This window comes from Roseivirga echinicomitans (genome assembly GCF_001592935.1).
GTDB lineage: Bacteria > Bacteroidota > Bacteroidia > Cytophagales > Cyclobacteriaceae > Roseivirga > Roseivirga echinicomitans.
Genome location: NZ_LRDB01000050.1, coordinates 44162 through 63964 on the forward strand (window position 1 = coordinate 44162; position 19803 = coordinate 63964).

Annotated in this window: 8 protein-coding genes; all 8 read left to right on the top strand. The window is 39.4% G+C overall.

The window, feature by feature from the left end:
• Positions 1-3 precede the first annotated feature (3 nt).
• The 8 genes from AWN68_RS14465 (at position 4) to AWN68_RS14500 (ending at position 19739) form a co-directional block, all read left to right on the top strand.
• A complete protein-coding gene (locus tag AWN68_RS14465; RefSeq protein WP_068417135.1) occupies positions 4-2376 on the top strand; it encodes an ABC transporter permease in 2373 nt (790 codons plus the stop codon).
• A 25-nt stretch (positions 2377-2401) separates the two neighbouring features.
• Positions 2402-4795 carry an ABC transporter permease gene (locus AWN68_RS14470; RefSeq protein ID WP_068417137.1) on the top strand — a complete coding sequence of 798 codons (2394 nt, stop codon included), beginning with the start codon at positions 2402-2404 and terminating at the stop codon, positions 4793-4795.
• A 127-nt stretch (positions 4796-4922) separates the two neighbouring features.
• Positions 4923-7277 carry an ABC transporter permease gene (locus tag AWN68_RS14475; RefSeq protein ID WP_068417139.1) on the top strand — a complete coding sequence of 785 codons (2355 nt, stop codon included), beginning with the start codon at positions 4923-4925 and terminating at the stop codon, positions 7275-7277.
• Between the two features lie 155 nt (positions 7278-7432).
• On the top strand, positions 7433-9784 hold the full coding sequence (locus tag AWN68_RS14480; RefSeq protein ID WP_084362878.1) for an ABC transporter permease: 2352 nt from the start codon (positions 7433-7435) through the stop codon (positions 9782-9784).
• Between the two features lie 130 nt (positions 9785-9914).
• Positions 9915-12305 (top strand): ABC transporter permease, encoded by a 2391-nt coding sequence (locus AWN68_RS14485; protein ID WP_068417142.1) that lies wholly within the window; start codon positions 9915-9917, stop codon positions 12303-12305.
• 162 nt (positions 12306-12467) lie between these two features.
• A complete protein-coding gene (locus tag AWN68_RS14490; RefSeq protein WP_068417144.1) occupies positions 12468-14834 on the top strand; it encodes an ABC transporter permease in 2367 nt (788 codons plus the stop codon).
• 91 nt (positions 14835-14925) lie between these two features.
• Positions 14926-17268 (top strand): ABC transporter permease, encoded by a 2343-nt coding sequence (locus AWN68_RS14495; RefSeq protein ID WP_068417146.1) that lies wholly within the window; start codon positions 14926-14928, stop codon positions 17266-17268.
• Between the two features lie 128 nt (positions 17269-17396).
• Complete coding sequence (locus AWN68_RS14500) at positions 17397-19739, top strand: ABC transporter permease (protein ID WP_068417147.1); 2343 nt, start codon at positions 17397-17399, stop codon at positions 19737-19739.
• The last annotated feature ends 64 nt before the right edge of the window (positions 19740-19803 follow it).

The following is a 19803-nucleotide window of genomic DNA, read 5'->3' on the forward strand; positions in this document are numbered from 1 at the left end:
TCCATGTTATCATCCTTTTTTAGAATTGCATTTCGGTACCTGGTAAAAAACAAGCTTTACTCTGTTCTTAATATATTCGGACTGACCGTGGGCTTGATCTGCTTTGTCATTCTAAGCTTATATGTAAAAGAGCAATTTGATAAGGATTCGTATCACACTCATTCCGAAGAAATCTACAGGGTTTTAGTCGCCAGAGATGATTCTACTCAAGTTGAGCCCAATTGGGAAATGATGACGCAATTTCCAATGGCGGAGTTGTTAAAAGAGGGCATTCCAGAGGTGGAAAACACAGTGAGGTTTGGTCAAACCTCTGAGTTGATTATTGAAGCGGATCAGCGAAAGTTTAAGATTCAGTCTCTTCATTTTGCTGACCCTTCTTTATTTGATGTATTTGATTTTGATGTGCTCGGGCAGTCTAAGCCACTAGATCAGCAAACGGTAAGTGAGCTCATTTTGGTAAAGTCTGAGGCAGAAAAACTCTTCGATTCTGCGGAAAATGCCATTAGTCAAACCATCAAATTGAATGGATATGGGATGTTTAAAGTAATTGGGGTGATTGATGATCTTGGTCAAGAAACTCACATGAATTTCAAATATATTCTTCCCATTGAGCAATCTGACAAAGCTTATGGCGATGATAGAGGTTTTCGGAACTGGAATGTAATGACGGCATTTCCACTCTATGTTCAGATTGATAAAAACGCACAAGTGGCGGATATTGAGCGTAAAGCTAAAGCGCTACTTCAACCTCATATTAAGAACTCAAGTGTTCGTTTAGAGCCTGTGGGGGAAGTTTACTTCAGTAAATTATATTCATTTTTTAAGAAGACGGGCGATAAGCAATTTATAAGGTTGTACATGCTTGTTGGCCTGCTTATTCTATTTATTGCTTGTATTAACTACACCAATTTATCAACGGCCAGGTACCTAAAGAGGGCCAAAGAAGTGGGGATTAGAAAAACAGTAGGAGGATATAGAAGTCAGATTATTACCCAGTTTTTTATTGAGTCCATTGCGCTTGCCTTTATAGCTGTGGTGCTTTCGGTGTGCTTTACAGAAATACTTCTGCCTTCATTTAATGCTTTTGCGGGTGCTTCCATATTCATTGATTACCAGAGCCCTTTTACCTACTTATTTATGGTATTGGCTGTTTTGGGAATTGGCATTTTTGCTGGGCTTTATCCCGCTGTTTTCCTTAGCCGTTTCAGTGCCACCCAAATCTTATCTGGAAGTGTAACCAAAGGAAAATCAGGTCTGTTTTTTAGAAATGTATTGGTGGTGGTTCAGTTCTTTATTTGCATCGGTCTATTTATTTCTACTAATGTTATCTACCAACAATTTAAGCATTTAAAGCAATTGGATCTTGGTTTTGATAAGGAACAAGTGATTATGATTCCGCTCAATGACGAGGCAGTCAAACAATCATACAAAGCATTCAAAAATGAACTGAGCATGAATCCTTCCATCGAATGGATGACAGGAGCAGGGCCAAAAGTGTTTGGCGGACAGGCACAGTTTTATTTAGAAATAGAGGGCAGTGAAGATGTTACACCCGTTTCCATCTTCCCTGTTGATGAAGATTTCTTTCAAAAATTTGATATAAAACTGTTGGAAGGAAAGCTCTATCAACCAGAGCTGGGTGAGGAAGGGAATAACTTCTTGGTCGTGAATGAAGCCCTCGCCAAAGTGGGTGGATGGAAGATTGAAGATAAAATGGGTAAGAATGTCTTTAAGTATGATGTGGGCGTACCGAATTTGGGTGGAGTAGTAGAAGATTTCGTGTTCTTCTCGGTGAAGGATGAAGTAACCCCAGCGGCATACCTTTATAAACCCAATGATAATAATCTGGCTTATGTAAAGGTAAAGCCAGAAAATATGGAAGCCACAATTGCTTCTATTCAAGCTACTTATGAAAAGTTCGCCAATCTTTACCCTTTTGAATACTCGTTTTTAGATCAAGAATTTGCTGCACAATATGCGCAGGAGCAACGTTTGGCCAACATATTTACCACATTTAGTGGGGTGGCTATTTTAATCGCACTGCTGGGTTTGTTTGGGCTTACCATATTCTTGGCCGAACAACGCCTGAAAGAATTCAGCATACGAAAAGTACTAGGGGCTTCAAACATCCATCTGATTTGGTTAATGAACAGTGGCATCAGCCGTATGCTGCTGATCAGCACCGCATTGGTCATTCCTTTGGTCTATTATTTCCTTGAAGACTGGATCAACACTTTTGCTTTTAGAATTACGCTTGATTGGTCTCTTTTTGCATTGCCTGTGGTCTTGGTAATGCTCTTTGCTTGGCTTACTACTCTTTACCAGTCCATTAATTCTGCCAGAAAAAACCCAGTGGACTCATTACGCAACGAATAAACCCAACCATTAAAACAACAAGGTCATGTTTAAGAACTATATAAATATCGCGATTAGAAGCCTCAAAAGACAGAAGGCTTACTCACTGATTAACATCTCAGGATTGTCGGTAGGCATTATGGCCTGTATCATCATTTTACTCTATGTCAGAAATGAATCGTCTTACGAGAAATTTTATCCAGATGCGGATAAAATATACCGAATCACTTCAATTTATGAGACCTCTGGACAAACGGAGCATATTGCAATCGCCCCGAGTAAGGTCACTCAGGTGGCATTGGAGCATATTCCAGAAACGGAATTAGCCACCTTTGTTTTTGACTGGAGCGTTGGGCGAGAGTTCTTGGTGAGGTATGAAGACAAAACATTTACTGAAACCGATGTGTTTTATGCCGATTCAAGCTTCTTTAAGGTATTTCAGTATCGTTTCTTAGATGGCAATGCCAGTAATGCACTTCTTGAGAAGCAGTCCATTGTATTGACTGAATCGACTGCCCAAAAATATTTTGATAACGCAGCCGATGCCTATGGCAAAACGATAAATGCCAATGGCAATGATTATGTAGTAACTGGGGTAGTAGCAAATGCTGCCGGGAATACAGCTTTGGATTTTGATATGGTTATATCCATGAATTCAATCTTTGGTCAAATTGATAATTCCAGGTGGTTTCCCATGAACTATTATAGCTATGTGAAACTCACAGATGAATCTGCTGCGGAAAGTTTTAAAAGCAAGCTGAATCAATATATCGTAGATGATTTTGGTGACGCGATGACCGCTGAAGGTTTTAAGATGTCATTTGACATCGCACCCATCACTGTAATGCATTTTGATACAAGCCTTGGCTCCGATTATCCTGAGAAAATATCTAAAGAGCTGTTATTCTCTTTAGTGGCTATCGCTGCTTTTATTCTGCTTATCGCATGTATTAATTATATCAATCTGAGTACCGCTAAGTCTGAAAAGCGAGCCAAGGAAGTGGGGATTCGCAAGGTAATGGGCGCCCATAGAAGACAGTTGATTTTACAGTTCTATGGAGAGACATTTATGATCACGCTTTTATCCGTGGTTATCGGTGTGGTGTTGGCGGAAATTTCAATGCCGTTTTTTAACCAAATGGCAGGTACTCAACTGTCTATTAACCTTCAAAGCGACCCTAGTTTGATGCTAATCTTGATCGGCTTTGTTTTGGTAATCAGTTTTATTGCGGGCAGTTATCCAGCTTCATTCCTTTCTTCATTTCAGCCGGTAAAGGTGCTCAAAGGCACTTTCAGTGTAAAAGGAGGGAATGTGTTCCGAAGAATATTGGTGACGCTTCAGTTTACCGTCAGTGTTTTTCTCATCACGGGTACTTTGGTTATTTTCTATCAACTCCGTTATGTTCAGAATACAGATATAGGCTACGACCAAGATCAGGTAGTTTATCTCAAACTTCCAGATCGTACGGCCCGCAATGCCTATAACTCTTTAAAAGCTCAATTCGAAACCATTACGGGTGTAGAGGAAGTAACGGGAAGTAATAATGAAATTTCTAATGTGCTTTCTGGCTGGGGAGCGGTTATGGATGGTTTGCCTAAGAATGTCAGTATTTCCTTCAGAGGAATGTATGGCGACCAAGACTTTCTTGAGACTTTTGGTTTCGATCTTTTGGCTGGTGAAGGTTTTAAGAACAAGTCGGATTGGGATTCTACGGTTTATTATTTAGTGAATAAAACTGGTGTTGAAAAGCTGGGGTTGACGCCTGAAGAAGCGGTTGGGAAACATTTTGGAATAGAAGAAAGTATGATGGGCACCATCTCTGGAGTAGTTGACGATTTCCACTTTACTAGCTTTCACAATGATATAGAGCCTTGGGCGGTTTATACTGGCCCTCAAAATTATAAACAATTACTATACGCCAAGGTAAATATGTCCCGAATTGAATCAGTTAAGGCTGAAATGGGCAAAGTGTGGACGAACCTAGTTCCCAATCGTCCATTTGAACTAAGATATGTAGACGAAGCCGTAAAAGAACTGTATGAAAAGGACAAACAGCTGAGTCAAATCATTCTGACTTTTACGGTATTAGCCATTGCAATAGGTTGTTTAGGGCTGTTTGGCTTGGCTTCCTATTTAGCCGAAAAACGCACTAAAGAAATTGGTATTAGAAAAGTGCTTGGTGCCGATGTTTCCAAAATCGTCATGATGCTTTCTAAAGAGTACGTCCGAATTATTTTGATTTCTAACCTTATCGGTTGGCCAATCGCCTATATCGCCATGAGTCGTTGGCTGGAAGGTTTTGCCTATAGTATCAACCTCAGTTGGTACTATTTCCTAATTGCAGGTTTGGTAACTGTCATGGTAGCGACGCTTACGGTTTCTTATCAATCTGTGAAGGCAGCATTTTCAAACCCAGTGGACTCTTTAAGGAATGAGTGAGATAATGCGCTAATGAATTAATGAGTGAAGGGATTAATGAAATAATAAATTAATGAAACAAGGTTGGAAGTCCGAAGACCGGAGGCCCCTTTTAACCAATAACTAATACACGAATAACTAAATAGCCATGCTACGAAATTACATCAAAGTCGCTTTTAGAAACCTGAGAAGAAACAAGCTCTATGCAAGTCTGAATATACTTGGTTTGAGTATTGGTTTGGGGTCATTCTTTATCATCTACCTCTTTCTTCAGAATGAATTGGCCTATGACCAGTTTCACGAAAAAAAGGACAGGATTTATAGGGTGAACCAAGCTAAAGATAGAGGTTATGGAGTGGAATTGAATGGTGATTTAACTTCCGCTTTAGCACCTGCGGCCAAAGAAAGTATTCCAGAAATTGAAGCTTTTAGTCGAGTTTCAAATGATGAATTGGATATTGTAATACAGGAATCAATGGATTCACTAGATCATGTGAAAAGTCTAGCGGTAGACCCTGGTTTTATAGATTTTTTCGACCTTGATTTTTTGGTAGGAAGCAAGTCATCATCGTTTAATACTCCTTTTTCTATCCTAATTTCTGAATCTCAAGCATTAAGGTATTATGGTTTAACTGATGTGCTGGGGAAAGTCATTGTAATTAATGAGAAGCGTTTATTGGTGGATGGTGTGTTCAAAGATTTACCGAATGCTACTTCATTAAAAGCAGACATAATTGTCCCTATTAAAACGGTAGATCTAGGAGCTAAATATATGGAAGGGCCTGGCTCTTGGCGAACAGGTTTAGGTCATCAAACTTATTTTTTAATTCGTAATGACGCATCCATATCAGGGATAGAGCAAAAAATAAATGACCTTTATATTGAAAATTCCAAAAGAGAAGATGATGTACTGTCCTTAGAACCTTTGGCTAATGTTCATTATTCTTTGGACACAATAGACACGATTCCTGAAAAGACAGATCGTCAATATGTATTCATATTTTCTGTCGTTGCTGGTTTTATCTTACTATGTGCTATTTTCAACTACATCAGTTTGGCGCTTTCTCAATCTATAGAAAGGGCAAAAGAAATAGGTATAAGAAAAGTAACAGGTGCTCGGAAAAGTCAATTATATAAGCAGTTCTTTTTCGAGTCTGTCATTCATGTATTCTTCAGTTTTGTATTAGGTATTGTTTTAGTCGAATTCCTCTTGCCTTTGTTAGAAAACCTGATCGAAAGAAGAATAAGTGGTGGCGTATTTTCTCAGCCAGTACTACTGTTAAAAGGATTCGTATTCTCAATTATTGTTGCTCTACTTTGCTCTGTTTACCCTGCCTACCTGAGCACCAGAGTAAAAGTGGTAAACATTTTAAAAGGGTCGAATAATAGCTTTTCATCCAAGAGACTAATCGGAGCTATTAGTGTGGTTCAAATTATTGTCTTCGTGGTTTTGGTATGCGTTTCTTTTACAGCGAATCGCCAAATGCATTTTATGCGAAATGAGAACCTCGGTTTCGACCGAGAAAACCAATTAGTCATTGATAAGCTACCTCGGGCTATTAAGTCAAAGTCAGTTGTGTTCAAAAATCAATTACTAAAAACCCCAGGGGTTCAATCGGCATCTTATTTTAGAAATTTACCAGGTACACAAATGTCGCAGGCAGGCTATGGTGATTACGATTTTATGTTTACTGATTATGGTGGTGACTTAGACTTTTTTGAAACCATGGGAATGACTATGCTTGACGGCAGGAATTATGTTGCTGCCGATACCGCGAGGGAGGATTTAGTGGTAATCAATGCTACGCTTGCCAAAAAATTAGGTTATGAAGAAGGCTTAGCAGCAGGGCAAGATTTGGTGATAAGGAATGAATCAAAAAGAATTATAGGAGTAGTCAACGATTTTCACTTTTTCTCAAAAAAGCAACCGATAGAGGCCAGTCGATTTTATGCTATTAGGTATATACCCAGCATGATCGTCCTAAAATTGAATGGTGAAAATTTGGGGCAAACCGTAGAGAGAATAAATGAGGTTTATCGGAAAGTATCAGGAGGGAGTGAAGCCTCTTTCTTTTTCTTAGATGACAAAATTGACGCACTCTACAAACAAGAAAACGTGATGATTACCATGCTGAACACCTTTACGGTAATAGCTGCTTTGGTCGCTTTTATAGGCTTGTTTGGTATTGCGGGTTATTCGGTAAAGCGCAGGTTAAAAGAAATGGGTATTCGCAAAGTGCTGGGAGCAGGCTTTTTGAGTATTCAGAAAACGCTTAATGTATCAAGCGTCTGGAAACTACTGATTGCTGTTGCTATTGCCGTACCAGTGGTCGTCTACTGGATGGACAATTGGCTCAGTTCTTTTGCTTATCGAATTGAAATGCCTGTGTTCCTAATCTTCGGAGCTATAGCCGTAGCCTCCTTGGTGATTTTCATTACTGTTTCTATTCATAGTGTTAAAGCCTATTTGATTAACCCAGTGGAGATATTGAAGGATGAATAAATAATGAATTAAGGAGGCAATGAATTAAGGAATTAATGAGACAGTGAATTAACGAAGGAATGAAACAAGGTTGGAAGACCGAAGATGGAAGTCAGAAGTGGGCTTTCGTTTTCACCAATGACCAATGACCAATGACCAATAAACCATAACGACTGATGAGATATTTTGAAACTGTATTCCGAAGCTTAAAACGCGAGAAGGCCTTTACACTGATTAACCTTATAGGTTTGAGCATTGGCATGTTCTGCTTTTTGGCGACTGCACTCTATGTTCGAGATGAAGTGACCTATGACCGTTGGCACGAGAATGCTTCTAACATCTATATGTCGTCTTTGGAGTTGAAAAAAGAAGATGGTACTTCATTTAAAGTAAGACCATCTGATGCGCTGATGCATGTATTGAAAGAGGAGAGTACTGCTGTATTGGACGCGGTTAGTGTAAGTAGGAATTCCTATGCAAATTATAAGGTCAATGATGAATGGATACAAACGGATAAACTGTTTTTTTCTTCTCCATCACTTTTTAAAGTATTTGATTTTAGTTTAAAATTTGGCAATGAGGAATTGGCACTGGCTGATCCCTCTGACATCATCCTCTCTTCCGATATTGCAGAAACCCTTTTTCCGGGAGTTAACCCCGTAGGCGAAACGCTCACTTTTCAAAATAAAGGTAGCTTTAGAGTAGCAGGAGTACTTAAGCCCATTCCTAAAAACAGTCATTTAAAGTTTGATTTTTTAGGGTCGATTACTGCCGAAATATCGAATTATGATTTCAATAAAGACAATTGGCTGAATGGGTCAGGCTTCAGCTATTTGCTATTAAAAGAAGGATATTCTCCAAATGAGTTGATGGCAGATGCCAAGCAAATTTTGGCCTTACATGATGTTACACAAGTGGCGGATGGTCTTACATTTCTTAAGTTCTCAAATTTATACCTCAATGGGCAAACTGAACGCTATGATGCTAAAAACTTGTTTGGTGGTCAATCAAAGTATTTATACATTTTTTCTCTTGTTGGAGGCTTAATTCTATTTGTTGCCTGCTTTAACTATATCAACCTTACTACTGCGCTTTCCTTTTCTAAGGTGAAGCAAATGGGCATTCGAAAAATAATGGGTGCAAGCCGCAGCCGTTTGGTACTTTCTCAAATGTTAGAAACTTTTGCCTTGTCCTTTTGTGCTTTAATTGTCGCGTTAATTGGGCTTGAATTGGCACTGCCATATGCCCAGCCTCTTATTGGTAAAGCATTGGATATCAATTTTAGTCAAGCCCCGCAGCTATTATTGTTACCTATTGCTGTACTCATTCTTGTAGTACTGATCTCCGGAATTTATCCTGCAGTTTCATTGAGCTCTTTCAGTATTTCAGGAGTACTCAGAGGGGCTTTGCCTCAATCTAAAGTGAATATTCTTCGCAAATCACTGTTCGTATTACAGTTTATGATTTGCACAGGCTTGCTCATTACGGCCTTGGTTATTCGGGGACAATCTAATTACTTAATCAATTTGGATAAGGGGTATAACGAGGAAAATATAATGACTTTTAGTCTATACCAAGAGGGGCGTTCGCTCGATTATCAGACCGTTAGAAATGTACTAGAAGCGATTCCGCAAATTGAAAAAGTAACTTCTTCTCCTTTGCCCATGTTTGCGCCTCCGCCACCTATGACGATTTTGGTGGATGGAAAACCTGTTCCTATTACCATTTATTCTGGGGCAGCTGACCAAAATTTTAATGAACTCTTTGAACTTGAAGTTTTAGAGGGAACGGACTTCTCTAACCTGCCAAAATCACAATTGGACAGTTTGGTCATCATCAATGAAACAGCAAAAAAGAAGCTTGGCTTGAACCCAGCCATTGGGGCCAAAATGCCTAATGGTAGAATTGTAGTGGGCGTAGTGAAGGACTTTCATTTCTCTTCAGCTAAAAATGTAATCGAACCCGCTATGATTACCTATACTGCTAATCCAAGGGGTTTTGTTCAGTTTAATTATAGGGCTAACAATAAAGAGGTGGTGAAAGCGCAAATAGGGCTGGCGCTCAATAAACTAGGAGTGAAATCAGACCCTAACTTAAGAGAGCTTGAAGGCTTTTTCTCACCTGCATATGAGAAAGAATCGCAGCTAATCACCATTTTCGACTTCCTCACTTTTATGGTTGTTTCGGTTGCTTTCTTAGGGCTCCTTGCACTTTCTTCTTTCGAAAATAAGTTAAGAGAAAAAGAAGTGGGGATCAGAAAAGTATTAGGCGCAAGCTATCTGCACTTAGCACAAACTTTAAATAAGCGATTCACTTGGCTGATAATATTGGCCTTTATCGCAGCCGTTCCCCTTACCTACTATGGTTTGGAGCAATGGATTGTCGATTTCCCATACAGATTAGAAAACCTAACCCCATTCTTTGTTCAAGCCATCATTATGGTGGGTGTATTGGCCATTGCTGTGCTTGGTTTACATAGCTATTTCAGTGTCCAGAAAAACCCGATAGATGTGTTGAGGAGTGAGTGAACCAATGAAATAATGAGAGAGGGGATTAATGAATAAATGAATTAATGAAATAAGGTTGGGAGACCGAAGACGGGAGTCAGAAGTGGATTCTCATTTTCACCAATGACTAATTAACTAATACACCAATATTATGCTTAAGAACTATTTTAAAATTGCTGTTAGAAACCTGATCAAACATAAGGGGTATTCTTTTATCAATATCAGTGGTTTAGCCATTGGTATTGCCAGTTGTTTGTTGATTTTTCTATACATCAATGATGAAGTCACATTCGATAAATTTCATCAAAACTCAGATCGAATTTACCGCATCAATTCAAAGGTTGAGTTTGGTGGAAATGAGATGAGAATGGCGGCCACTAATAAAGTTGAAGCTGCCGCATATGCTGAATCCATTCCGGAAATTGAGTCCTTTACGAGAATAAACAACGCTTCTCTAATTATTAAACAAGGAGATGAATATGTGAGACAGTTTAAAGGAGTATATGCTGACCCTCAGCTTTTTAAATTGTTTGACTTTAAGTTGATTTATGGAGATTTCGAAAATGCATTACAATCTGATTTCGGTATAGTCATTACCCGTTCAGTGGCAGTTAAGTACTTCGGAAAAACCGATGTGGTTGGTAAAGAGCTACGGATTAAAACTGTTGCTGAACCAGAATCCTATTATGTAGATGCCGTCATCGAGAACCTTCCTTCTAATTCTTCTCTCAACTTTGAAGTAATATTGCCTTGGTCCAAAACAGCCAAAAAGGGCACTATTACGAGTCGGGATTGGGGCAATATTAGTAACACCTCTTTTATTATGATTAGGAGAGATGCTGATGTGAACTTGGTTCAACAAAAAATGAAGGAAGTGAGGAACCTTCAGAACCCAGGAGAAGATGGTCAGTTTGCTAGAGGAATTGAGAGCTTTCTTCAACCTTTAACGGCTATTCACTTTACAAAAGGCTATAACGGAGGTTCGGCTGGAATTAAAAAGAACAGCAATCCCACACATGCCTTAACATTGGGTGGGATTGCCATATTAATCTTAGCCCTTGCCTGCATCAATTTTGCCAACCTCACTGTGGCCAGGTCATTGCCGAGATCAAAAGAGATAGGGGTAAGAAAAGTACTGGGTGCCAAGAGATCACAATTGACCAAACAGTTTTTGAGTGAGGCACTCTTTGTATCGTCAATTTCCTTTATTCTGGGGCTTATTTTGGCTGAGATATTTCTACCGGCCTTCGGTCAACTTACCAATAAACAGTTTTCTTCTAGCATAATAGACAACCCTATTTTACTCGTTTTATGCCTTCTTTTGGTACTGTGCACTGCATTGTTAGCAGGAGTGTATCCCTCATTTTCAATTTCACGGTTTTCAACTATTGACAGCCTTAATGGCAAACTTCGCCTTTCCAACAGGCGCTATGTGTCAAAGGCACTTGTGCTCTTTCAGTTTGCAATTGCAGGAATTCTCGTTGTCGGAACGGTTGCCATTAATAGGCAAATTGGCTTTATGGTCAACAAGGATTTGGGCTTCGATGACACCAATCTTGTTTATATGGACATGTTTATGTTCGAAGATAAAGCTTCGATTGTTAAGACAGACCTTTCCACAAACCCCAACCTTACAGGGGTAGCACTATCCAATGGCTATGGCACAGGTTCCGAATATGATTACAAGGGCAAAAAACTCATTGGAACCACTAATACAATAGATGAGGATTATATGGATTTAAAAGGCCTTGAAGTTATTGAAGGGCGAAGGCTAATATCGGGGGGCGATTACACTTATCGAGGCACAGATACCCTTTCTAATGTGATTGTCAATGAAATGTTCATCAAAGACATGGGCATTGAGGAGCCGTTAAATGCAATATTTGGTGATGGAAGTGGCAATGAGGCTTTTCGAATTGTAGGAATAGTCAAGGACTACGATTTAGCTACAGCCAAATCAAAAGTTATGCCTCTGGTGTTGTTTTCAGGGAAACCCACCGGACAATATGCGGAGGTTTTGGTACGGTACAGGCCGGGTTACGACAGCCTGATTCAAAGTGAATTACTCAAGTCTTGGAGAAAGATTGAGCCTTATCAGCCATTGTCCTTCAAGTTTCTAGAAGAAGAAAATCAGAATGCTTTTACCGAAGAAGAACGATGGAAAAGCATCATCACAAACGCTTCGTTTTTAACCATTTTCATTTCATGTTTAGGCTTATTCGGTTTGGCGCACTTGTCTGCTGAGCAGCGCAAGAAAGAAATAGGAGTGAGGAAGGTTTTAGGAGCTTCGGTACAAAACCTGCTTCTGTTGTTGAATGCAGGGTTTTCCAAACTCGTATTGCTGTCTTTTATTATTGTGGTTCCTGTGGCTTATTTCTTAGTCGATACATGGCTGCAGAGCTTCCCCTATAGAATAGAGATTGGTGCGGGGCTATTTGTACTGCCTATAATAATCACTTTTGGAATTGCTTTTCTCACTGTAAGTTTTCAATCGCTTAAAACTGCCAACGCTAACCCTGTAGACTCTTTAAGGAATGAGTGAGCTAATGAAACAATGAAAAATGGGATGAATGAAATAATGAAGGAATGAGACAATGAATTAATGGAAGAAGGCTAGAAGACCGAAGACGGTAGTCAGAAGCGGGTTTTCGTTTTCTCCAATGACCAATGACCAATAAACTAATACACCAATAACCAAAGAGCTATGCTAAAGAACTACATCACCACCACGCTAAGAGGAATAAAGAGAAACAAGGTCTTTACATTGATTAACCTGACAGGTCTTTCAGTGGCCATGGCCTGTTTTATTTTGGTTGGACTCTATGTACGGTATGAGCTTTCCTATGATCAATTCCATGAGGAGGTAGAAGATATTCATTTGGTTAAAATGAAGAAGACCGAACGTTTTGGAGGCTCTTACGATCCATTTTTGCCACCCATGTTGGGCAAGTTGATCAAAGACGGAACCCCAGGGTTGGAAGAGGTAACTACCACTGTAGCCGGAGCGGGAGGTATGTATGTTGTTAAAAATGGGACAGACTACATACAAGAGAAGTATTATACTATAGAAGCCTCTTTCTTCAATGTTTTTACATTTCCGATTCTTTACGGAGATAAGTCTAATTTATTTGACGATCCAAATTCAGTTGTGATTTCGAGAGAAATGGCCCTAAAGTACTTTGATGTAGAAAATGCAATTGGAGAAACACTTTCTGTGGATGGTAAAGGTGATTTTAGAGTAACAGCCGTTCTTAAAGATTTCCCAAAAAACTCTCAGTTCCAACCTCATTTTTCTTTCTCATTGAACGATAAAGAGAGTCTAGATTCGTGGGGTTACAACACATTCTTTATTTACATAAAAACACTACCTAACAGTGATCTCAGTGAGATAAGAAAACGAATCGCTACTATATATAACAGTAACAAACCCGAGGATGCAATGTATGAGGGGAGCGAGGCAGAGTTAGGTTCTTTTGCAAATTCATATTGGCAATTATCAGGCAGTGGAGCATCATTGAATAACCGCGATAGAGGATTGGGGGCAAATAAGGACGTCATTTATTTGTGTTCAGGCTTGGCTATTCTTCTGCTTTTTATTGCCTTATCCAATTATGTAAATATGGCGACTGCTAAAGCCATGGAAAGGGCCAAAGAAGTAGGGATTCGTAAAGTGAATGGGGCTACTCAGAATCAGTTAATTAAACAGTTTTTGGGTGAAACGCTCTTTTTCGCCTTGCTCTGTTTGGTGGTGGCCGTTATTATGGTAGAAATCCTTTTGCCTTCGGTATCCCAAATTATGGGCATCAGCCTGAAGATGGACTATGAAGACATTACCATTTTAGGCTACTTATTGGCCTATGCATTGTTCTGTGGTCTTTTGGCTGGTATTTATCCAGCGGTACTATTGTCTCGTTTCAACCCGGTGAAAGCACTAAAAGGGCAGAAACAGCAAGGTCATTCTCGTTTTTCTCATCGCAGTATTTTGCTCTTTTTTCAGTTCACCATTTCAGCTTTTATGATCATTGTGCTTTTGGTGGCCAATAAGCAAATCAATCATTACATCAACTTTGACCTTGGCTTTAATAAAGAAAGGGTGGTCAGCATTCGCATGACAAAGGAAATGTCTGAGAGACCTCAGGTATTTATGCAAGAGGTAAAGAATATTAGTGGGGTTGAAGGGGTTACAACGGGGCCACTTCCCGGAGGTGCTTTCGGTTTTAATACATTAGAATTTGAAGGAAAGACTTTTAAAAATGTCCCTCGGGTTGAGACTGATGAGAGTTTCATCACAATGCTTGAAATTCCATTGCTGGCCGGCAGAAATTTCGACCCTGAAATTACATCTGATTTTGATAATGCAATCATAATTAATGAAGCCTTAGCCAAGAAGTTGGAATTGGAGGATCCAGTAGGGGCAACGCTGATATTTGAAGGGAGTACTAAAAGAGTGATAGGCTTGATCAAGGATTTCCTCATTACGGGTTCTATGTCGACAGCTGGAGATCTGATGTTAACACCGCTACTCAGTGGAAGGGTCAATAATCTATTGATCAAGGTGAACGCTCAGAACATGGCCAGCACCTTAGGGCAGATTGATGCCATTTGGGATCAGTTTGATTATAAGGACGCTTATCAATATCAGTTTTTAGATGACGCATATGAGGCCAAGCTAAGTGAATTGCAACGCCTTACTTTGATTATTAACGGGGTTACTACTGCCATTGTGGTGATTTCACTCTTTGGGCTATTCTCTTTGGTTGCCTTTCAAACTTCACAACGCATTAAGGAAATTGGCATTCGAAAAGTGTTAGGAGCCACTGCAAATAACATCCTCTTTATTTTAGCTAAACCTTATGCTTGGTTGATTCTTTTATCGTCTCTAGTGTCCATACCATTGGCCTATTACTTTATGGGCAACGCACTCAATCAATACCCGAACAGGATTGATTTGGACGCGTCATTTGGAGTCATTACAGTGATCAGTATTCTCGGTTTTTCAGCACTGGTGTTACTGAGTAGGGCGCTTTCAACCATTAGAAACAATCCAGTAGATATTTTGAGGAACGAATAAGTCGGTCAATAGTCAATGGACATTGGTCAATAGTTTGAATTGGCTGATTCACCAATGACCAATGACCAATTAACTAATAAACCAATACGCTATGCTACGAAACTACATCAAAGTTGCTTTTAGAAACCTGAGAAGAAATAAGCTCTATGCAAGCCTGAACATCATTGGGCTGAGTATCGGTTTGGGCTCATTCTTTATCATTTACCTATTTCTTCAGAATGAATTGGCCTATGACCAGTTTCATGAAAAGAAGGATAGGATTTACAGGGTAGTAGCGATTGCTGAAAGCGATTTTGGGGTAGAGAAACAAGCCAGTATGAGCCATGCCTTTTCTCAAAAGTTTATTGAAGGGATACCGGGTATCGAAGCTTTTAGCAAAGTGGATAGAAATTCTGCTGTATTCAATTTTCATGAGGTAACGGAGAACGGTACTCCAACAGAGACCTTAATTGTTGATCGTGATTTCTTGAATTTCTTTACGATCCACTTTATGTATGGTAACACTAAGAGTGTATTTAAATCTCCCAATTCCATGCTGATTAGCGAATCAATGGCCTTGAAGCAATATGGTACAACTGATGTTTTGGGTAAAACTGTCGGCTATTATAAAGACAGTTACATTATTACTGGACTGTTTCATGACCTGCCGAAGAGTTCATCTATTAAGGCTGATGTTATTGTTCTTAATGAAAAAATGAATGCTCGCCATGAGGTAGGGGCTTGGGGAGTAAGAATGAATAACCTGCAAGCCTATATGCTGTTGAACGAAAATACCGAGGTAGCTGATGTTGAAAATAAACTCACTGAACTTTATTTAGAAAAGAATAAGTACGGGAAGGGAAGTGAACTGAGCTTACAGTCCATTTCCGATGTTCATTATTCATTAGATGTAAAAGATGAGGTGAAGGAAAAAACTGACCGTCAGTACGTTTCGATTTTTGCATTTGTAGCCATCTTCATTTTAGCAAGCTCCATTTTTAACTACATCAGTTTATCAGTCTCCCAGTCTATTGAAAGAGCAAAAGAGATCGGAGTTCGAAAAGTGGCAGGCGCCAGCAGCAGAGAGCTACGCAAACAATTTATAATTGAGTCATTATTGCATGTCCTTATAAGCTTTGTACTTTCCATGATTTTGGTGGAATTACTTATTCCTCAACTAGAAGCTTTAGTAGAAAGAGATTTAGGCATCAGCGTTTTAGCCCAGCCTATTCTTTTGCTCCAAGGCATTATGTTCGCCTTGTTTATTGCCCTTCTTTGCTCGTTCTATCCCACTTATTTGAGCACAAAACTAAAGGTGGTTCAAGTTTTTAAAAATGGCAAAGGTGTTTTTTCTTCCCAACGATTGATCGGAGCAATTGGCATTTTTCAAATTGTGGTTTTTGTAGTGCTTATCTGTGTTTCGGTCACTGCTAACCGACAAATGCGCTTTATGCGGAACGAGAATTTAGGCTTCGATAAAGATCAACTACTGGTATTGGAACACATGCCCTATCAAAATAGAGTCGAGCCCAAAAATGAATTACTGAAAATCCCTGGTGTAAAATCTATCAGTAGTGGTGGTCAACTTCCAAATGATGTTGTACCTACCATGAGTTTTAAAGAGTTTGATTTTGATTTCAGTTTCTTCGAGATAGATGAAGACTACGTTCAAACCATGGGTATGACTTTGTTAGGTGGGCGAACTTTTTTACCCGAAGATGCCGATTCGGCTAGATTGGTATTGATCAATACCACTGCCGCACATAAAATAGGCTATGATGAGATTACAGCGGTTGGTAAGATGCTAGGCTCGGGCTCGTCAGCCTATAAAATTATTGGTGTAGTTAGTGATTTTCACTTTGCTTCCAAAAAAGAACTTATAGCGCCAGTAGTATTTAGACCTATTACCATTGGCTTCAGTGGTCAGTTCATCGTTAAACTTGACGGTGCAAATTGGGCTTCAACCACCAAAGAAGTTTTAGAGTACTACAACATAATCCCAGACGTCTATAGGCCTTCGTATTTCTTTTTCGAAGATCGAATTGACGCCCAATACAGACAAGAAAACGTGATGATTACTATGCTAAACACTTTTACAGTGATAGCAGCTTTGGTGGCTTTTATTGGCTTGTTCGGTATTGCAGGCTATTCGGTGAAACGCAGGCTAAAGGAAATGGGCATTCGCAAAGTACTCGGTGCAGGCTTCATGAGTATTCAGAAAACACTTAATGTTTCAAGTGTATGGAAACTACTGATTGCGGTGGCTATTGCTGTACCCGTAGTGGTGTATTGGATGGACAATTGGCTGAGTTCTTTTGCTTATCGCATTGAAATGCCTGTCTTCCTAATCTTCGGAGCCATTGCCGTTGCCTCCATCGTGATTTTCATTACTGTTTCCATTCACAGCATAAAAGCCTATTTGATTAACCCAGTGGAGATATTGAAAGACGAATGAAGGAATGATAGAAGGGATTAATGAAATAAGTTTAGAAGACCGAAGATGGATTCAGAAGTGGTTTTTCGTTTTCACTAATGACTAATGACTAATGACAAATGACAAATTAACTAATAAACCAACACGCTATGCTACGAAACTACATCAAAGTCGCTTTTAGAAACCTGAGAAGAAACAAGCTCTATGCAGGCCTGAACATCCTTGGACTGAGTATCGGTTTGGGGTCATTCTTTATCATCTATCTCTTTCTTCAGAATGAATTGGCCTATGATCAGTTTCATGAAAAGAAAGACAGGATTTTCAGGGTAGTTCAGGTTAGCGAAATAGATGGTGGAGAGGAAAAGACGAGTAGTCTTAGCTCTGCTTTTGGCCCAGTGGCAAAGGATGAAATCCCCGAAATAGAAGCTTTCAGTAGGCTCGATAACTCCCAAGTGAGTATAGTAGTCAAAGGAGTTCAAGATTCTATCGGACGCGTACACAGTGCGGCCATTGACCGAGGATTTTTAGAATTCTTCGACCTTGATTTTGTCGCTGGCGATGTATCAGGGGCACTAAAGACTCCCAACTCTATGCTAATGAATGAATCAAAAGCCATTCAATACTTTGGCAGTGCTAATGAGGCGCTTGGCAAGGTGGTTAAAGTGGGGCGTGTTGACTTGATCATTGATGGAGTATATAAAGACCTCCCAAATACCACCTCGATCAAAGCTGAAATCATTGCGCTACTCACCACTGTGAATGCTTGGAGAGGGGAGAATGGCTTTAATCAGTGGAGGGCCAGCTATGGAGACCAAACTTATTTTTTACTCAATAAAGGCGATCAAATAACAGAAGTGGAATCAAAACTCAATGACTTATATCAGGCCAATGCTAAGATTGAGAGTATGTCTTTGACGCTTCAGCCATTAGCTGATGTACATTTCTCTTTGGATGTAACAGGACGAGTAACAGAAAAGACGGATCGTCAGTACATTTTTATTTTCACACTAGTTGCTGCATTTATACTCATCTGCTCTGTGTTTAACTATATAAGTCTTGCACTTTCTCAATCTATTGAGAGAACTAAAGAAATTGGTGTAAGGAAGGTATCGGGTGCTAGGAATAAAGAGCTTTACACTCAATTTTTGATTGAGTCTGTCATTCAGGTGTTTTTCAGTTTCTTGGCCGCTATCATTTTGGTAGAATTATTACTTCCGCAACTGGAAAGCCTTATCGATAGAAGTTTGGCCATTAGTGTTTTTGAACAACCAGAGTTTTTATTCAAGGGCTTAATATTTTCTTTGATTATTGCCTGTCTGTGTGCTCTTTATCCTGCCTATTTAAGCACAAGGCTTAATGTGGTGAAGATTTTCAAAAACACTTCTAGTAATTTCTCAACAAAGAGGCTTATAGGTGTTGTCAGCATTTTCCAAATCGTAGTATTCATCGTGCTTATTTGTGTTTCATTTACGGCCAATCGTCAGATGGATTTTATGCGAAATGAAAACCTTGGTTTTGATAAAGACCAACAACTGATTTTGCACTTATCTCGAAAAGTAGGTGCGGAAGTATTTAAAAATGAGTTTCAATCTCTACCTGGAGTCAAGTCGGCTAGTTTAACAAGCTCAATACCAAGTAGGGTATCAGGATGGGGTAAATTCAGTGATTATGACTTTGGCTTTCATAATTTCGATATTGACGAGGATTACCTTCAGACTTTAGGCATGTCTTTGATTGAAGGAAGAAATTTTGTTTTGGAAGATACCGATTCCTCAAGGGTAGTGATGATAAATGAAACGGCTGTTCAAAAACTTGGCTTCAAAGGCTCAGCAATAGGAAAAACAATAAGACGAAATCAGGAGGACTTACGGATTGTAGGTGTTGTGAATGATTTCCATTTTGTGTCTAAAAAAGAATCCGTTGAAGCTACATTATTTGAGCTTTTAGATAGAAATGCTTCGCTACTCGTCTTAAAGTTGGATAATGAAAGCACCGTGTCCGTAGTGGATAACATCAAAGCCAAGTACTCAGACTTAACCAGTGGGGACCAAGCCAATTTCTTCTTTCTAGAAGACCAAATCAACGCCCAATACAAACAAGAAAATGTAATGATTACCATGCTCAACACTTTTACAGTGATTGCAGCTTTGGTGGCTTTTATCGGCCTGTTCGGTATTGCAGGTTATTCAGTAAAACGTAGGTTAAAGGAAATGGGCATTCGTAAAGTGCTGGGAGCCGGTTTCTTCAGTATTCAAAAGGTGCTGAATGTTTCAAGTGTATGGAAACTACTGATTGCGGTTATCATTTCAGTGCCAGTGGTTGTCTATTGGATGGACAATTGGCTTAGTTCTTTTGCTTATCGCATTGAAATGCCTGTCTTCCTAATCTTCGGAGCCATTGCCGTTGCCTCTGTTGTGATTTTCATTACTGTTTCCATTCACAGCATAAAAGCTTACTTAATTAACCCAGTGGAGATATTGAAAGACGAATGAAGCAATGAATTAAGGGATTAATGAAATAAGGTTGGAAGACCGAAGACGGGAGTCAGAAGTGGTT

What these genes read in the sequence shown, in the direction of transcription:
- AWN68_RS14470 (WP_068417137.1), top strand. Translation starts at nt 2,402, where the DNA reads ATGTTTAAGAACTATATAAATATCGCGATTAGAAGCCTCAAAAGACAG.
- AWN68_RS14495 (WP_068417146.1), top strand. Translation starts at nt 14,926, where the DNA reads ATGCTACGAAACTACATCAAAGTTGCTTTTAGAAACCTGAGAAGAAAT.
- AWN68_RS14475 (WP_068417139.1), top strand. Translation starts at nt 4,923, where the DNA reads ATGCTACGAAATTACATCAAAGTCGCTTTTAGAAACCTGAGAAGAAAC.
- AWN68_RS14485 (WP_068417142.1), top strand. Translation starts at nt 9,915, where the DNA reads ATGCTTAAGAACTATTTTAAAATTGCTGTTAGAAACCTGATCAAACAT.
- AWN68_RS14490 (WP_068417144.1), top strand. Translation starts at nt 12,468, where the DNA reads ATGCTAAAGAACTACATCACCACCACGCTAAGAGGAATAAAGAGAAAC.
- AWN68_RS14500 (WP_068417147.1), top strand. Translation starts at nt 17,397, where the DNA reads ATGCTACGAAACTACATCAAAGTCGCTTTTAGAAACCTGAGAAGAAAC.
- AWN68_RS14465 (WP_068417135.1), top strand. Translation starts at nt 4, where the DNA reads ATGTTATCATCCTTTTTTAGAATTGCATTTCGGTACCTGGTAAAAAAC.
- AWN68_RS14480 (WP_084362878.1), top strand. Translation starts at nt 7,433, where the DNA reads ATGAGATATTTTGAAACTGTATTCCGAAGCTTAAAACGCGAGAAGGCC.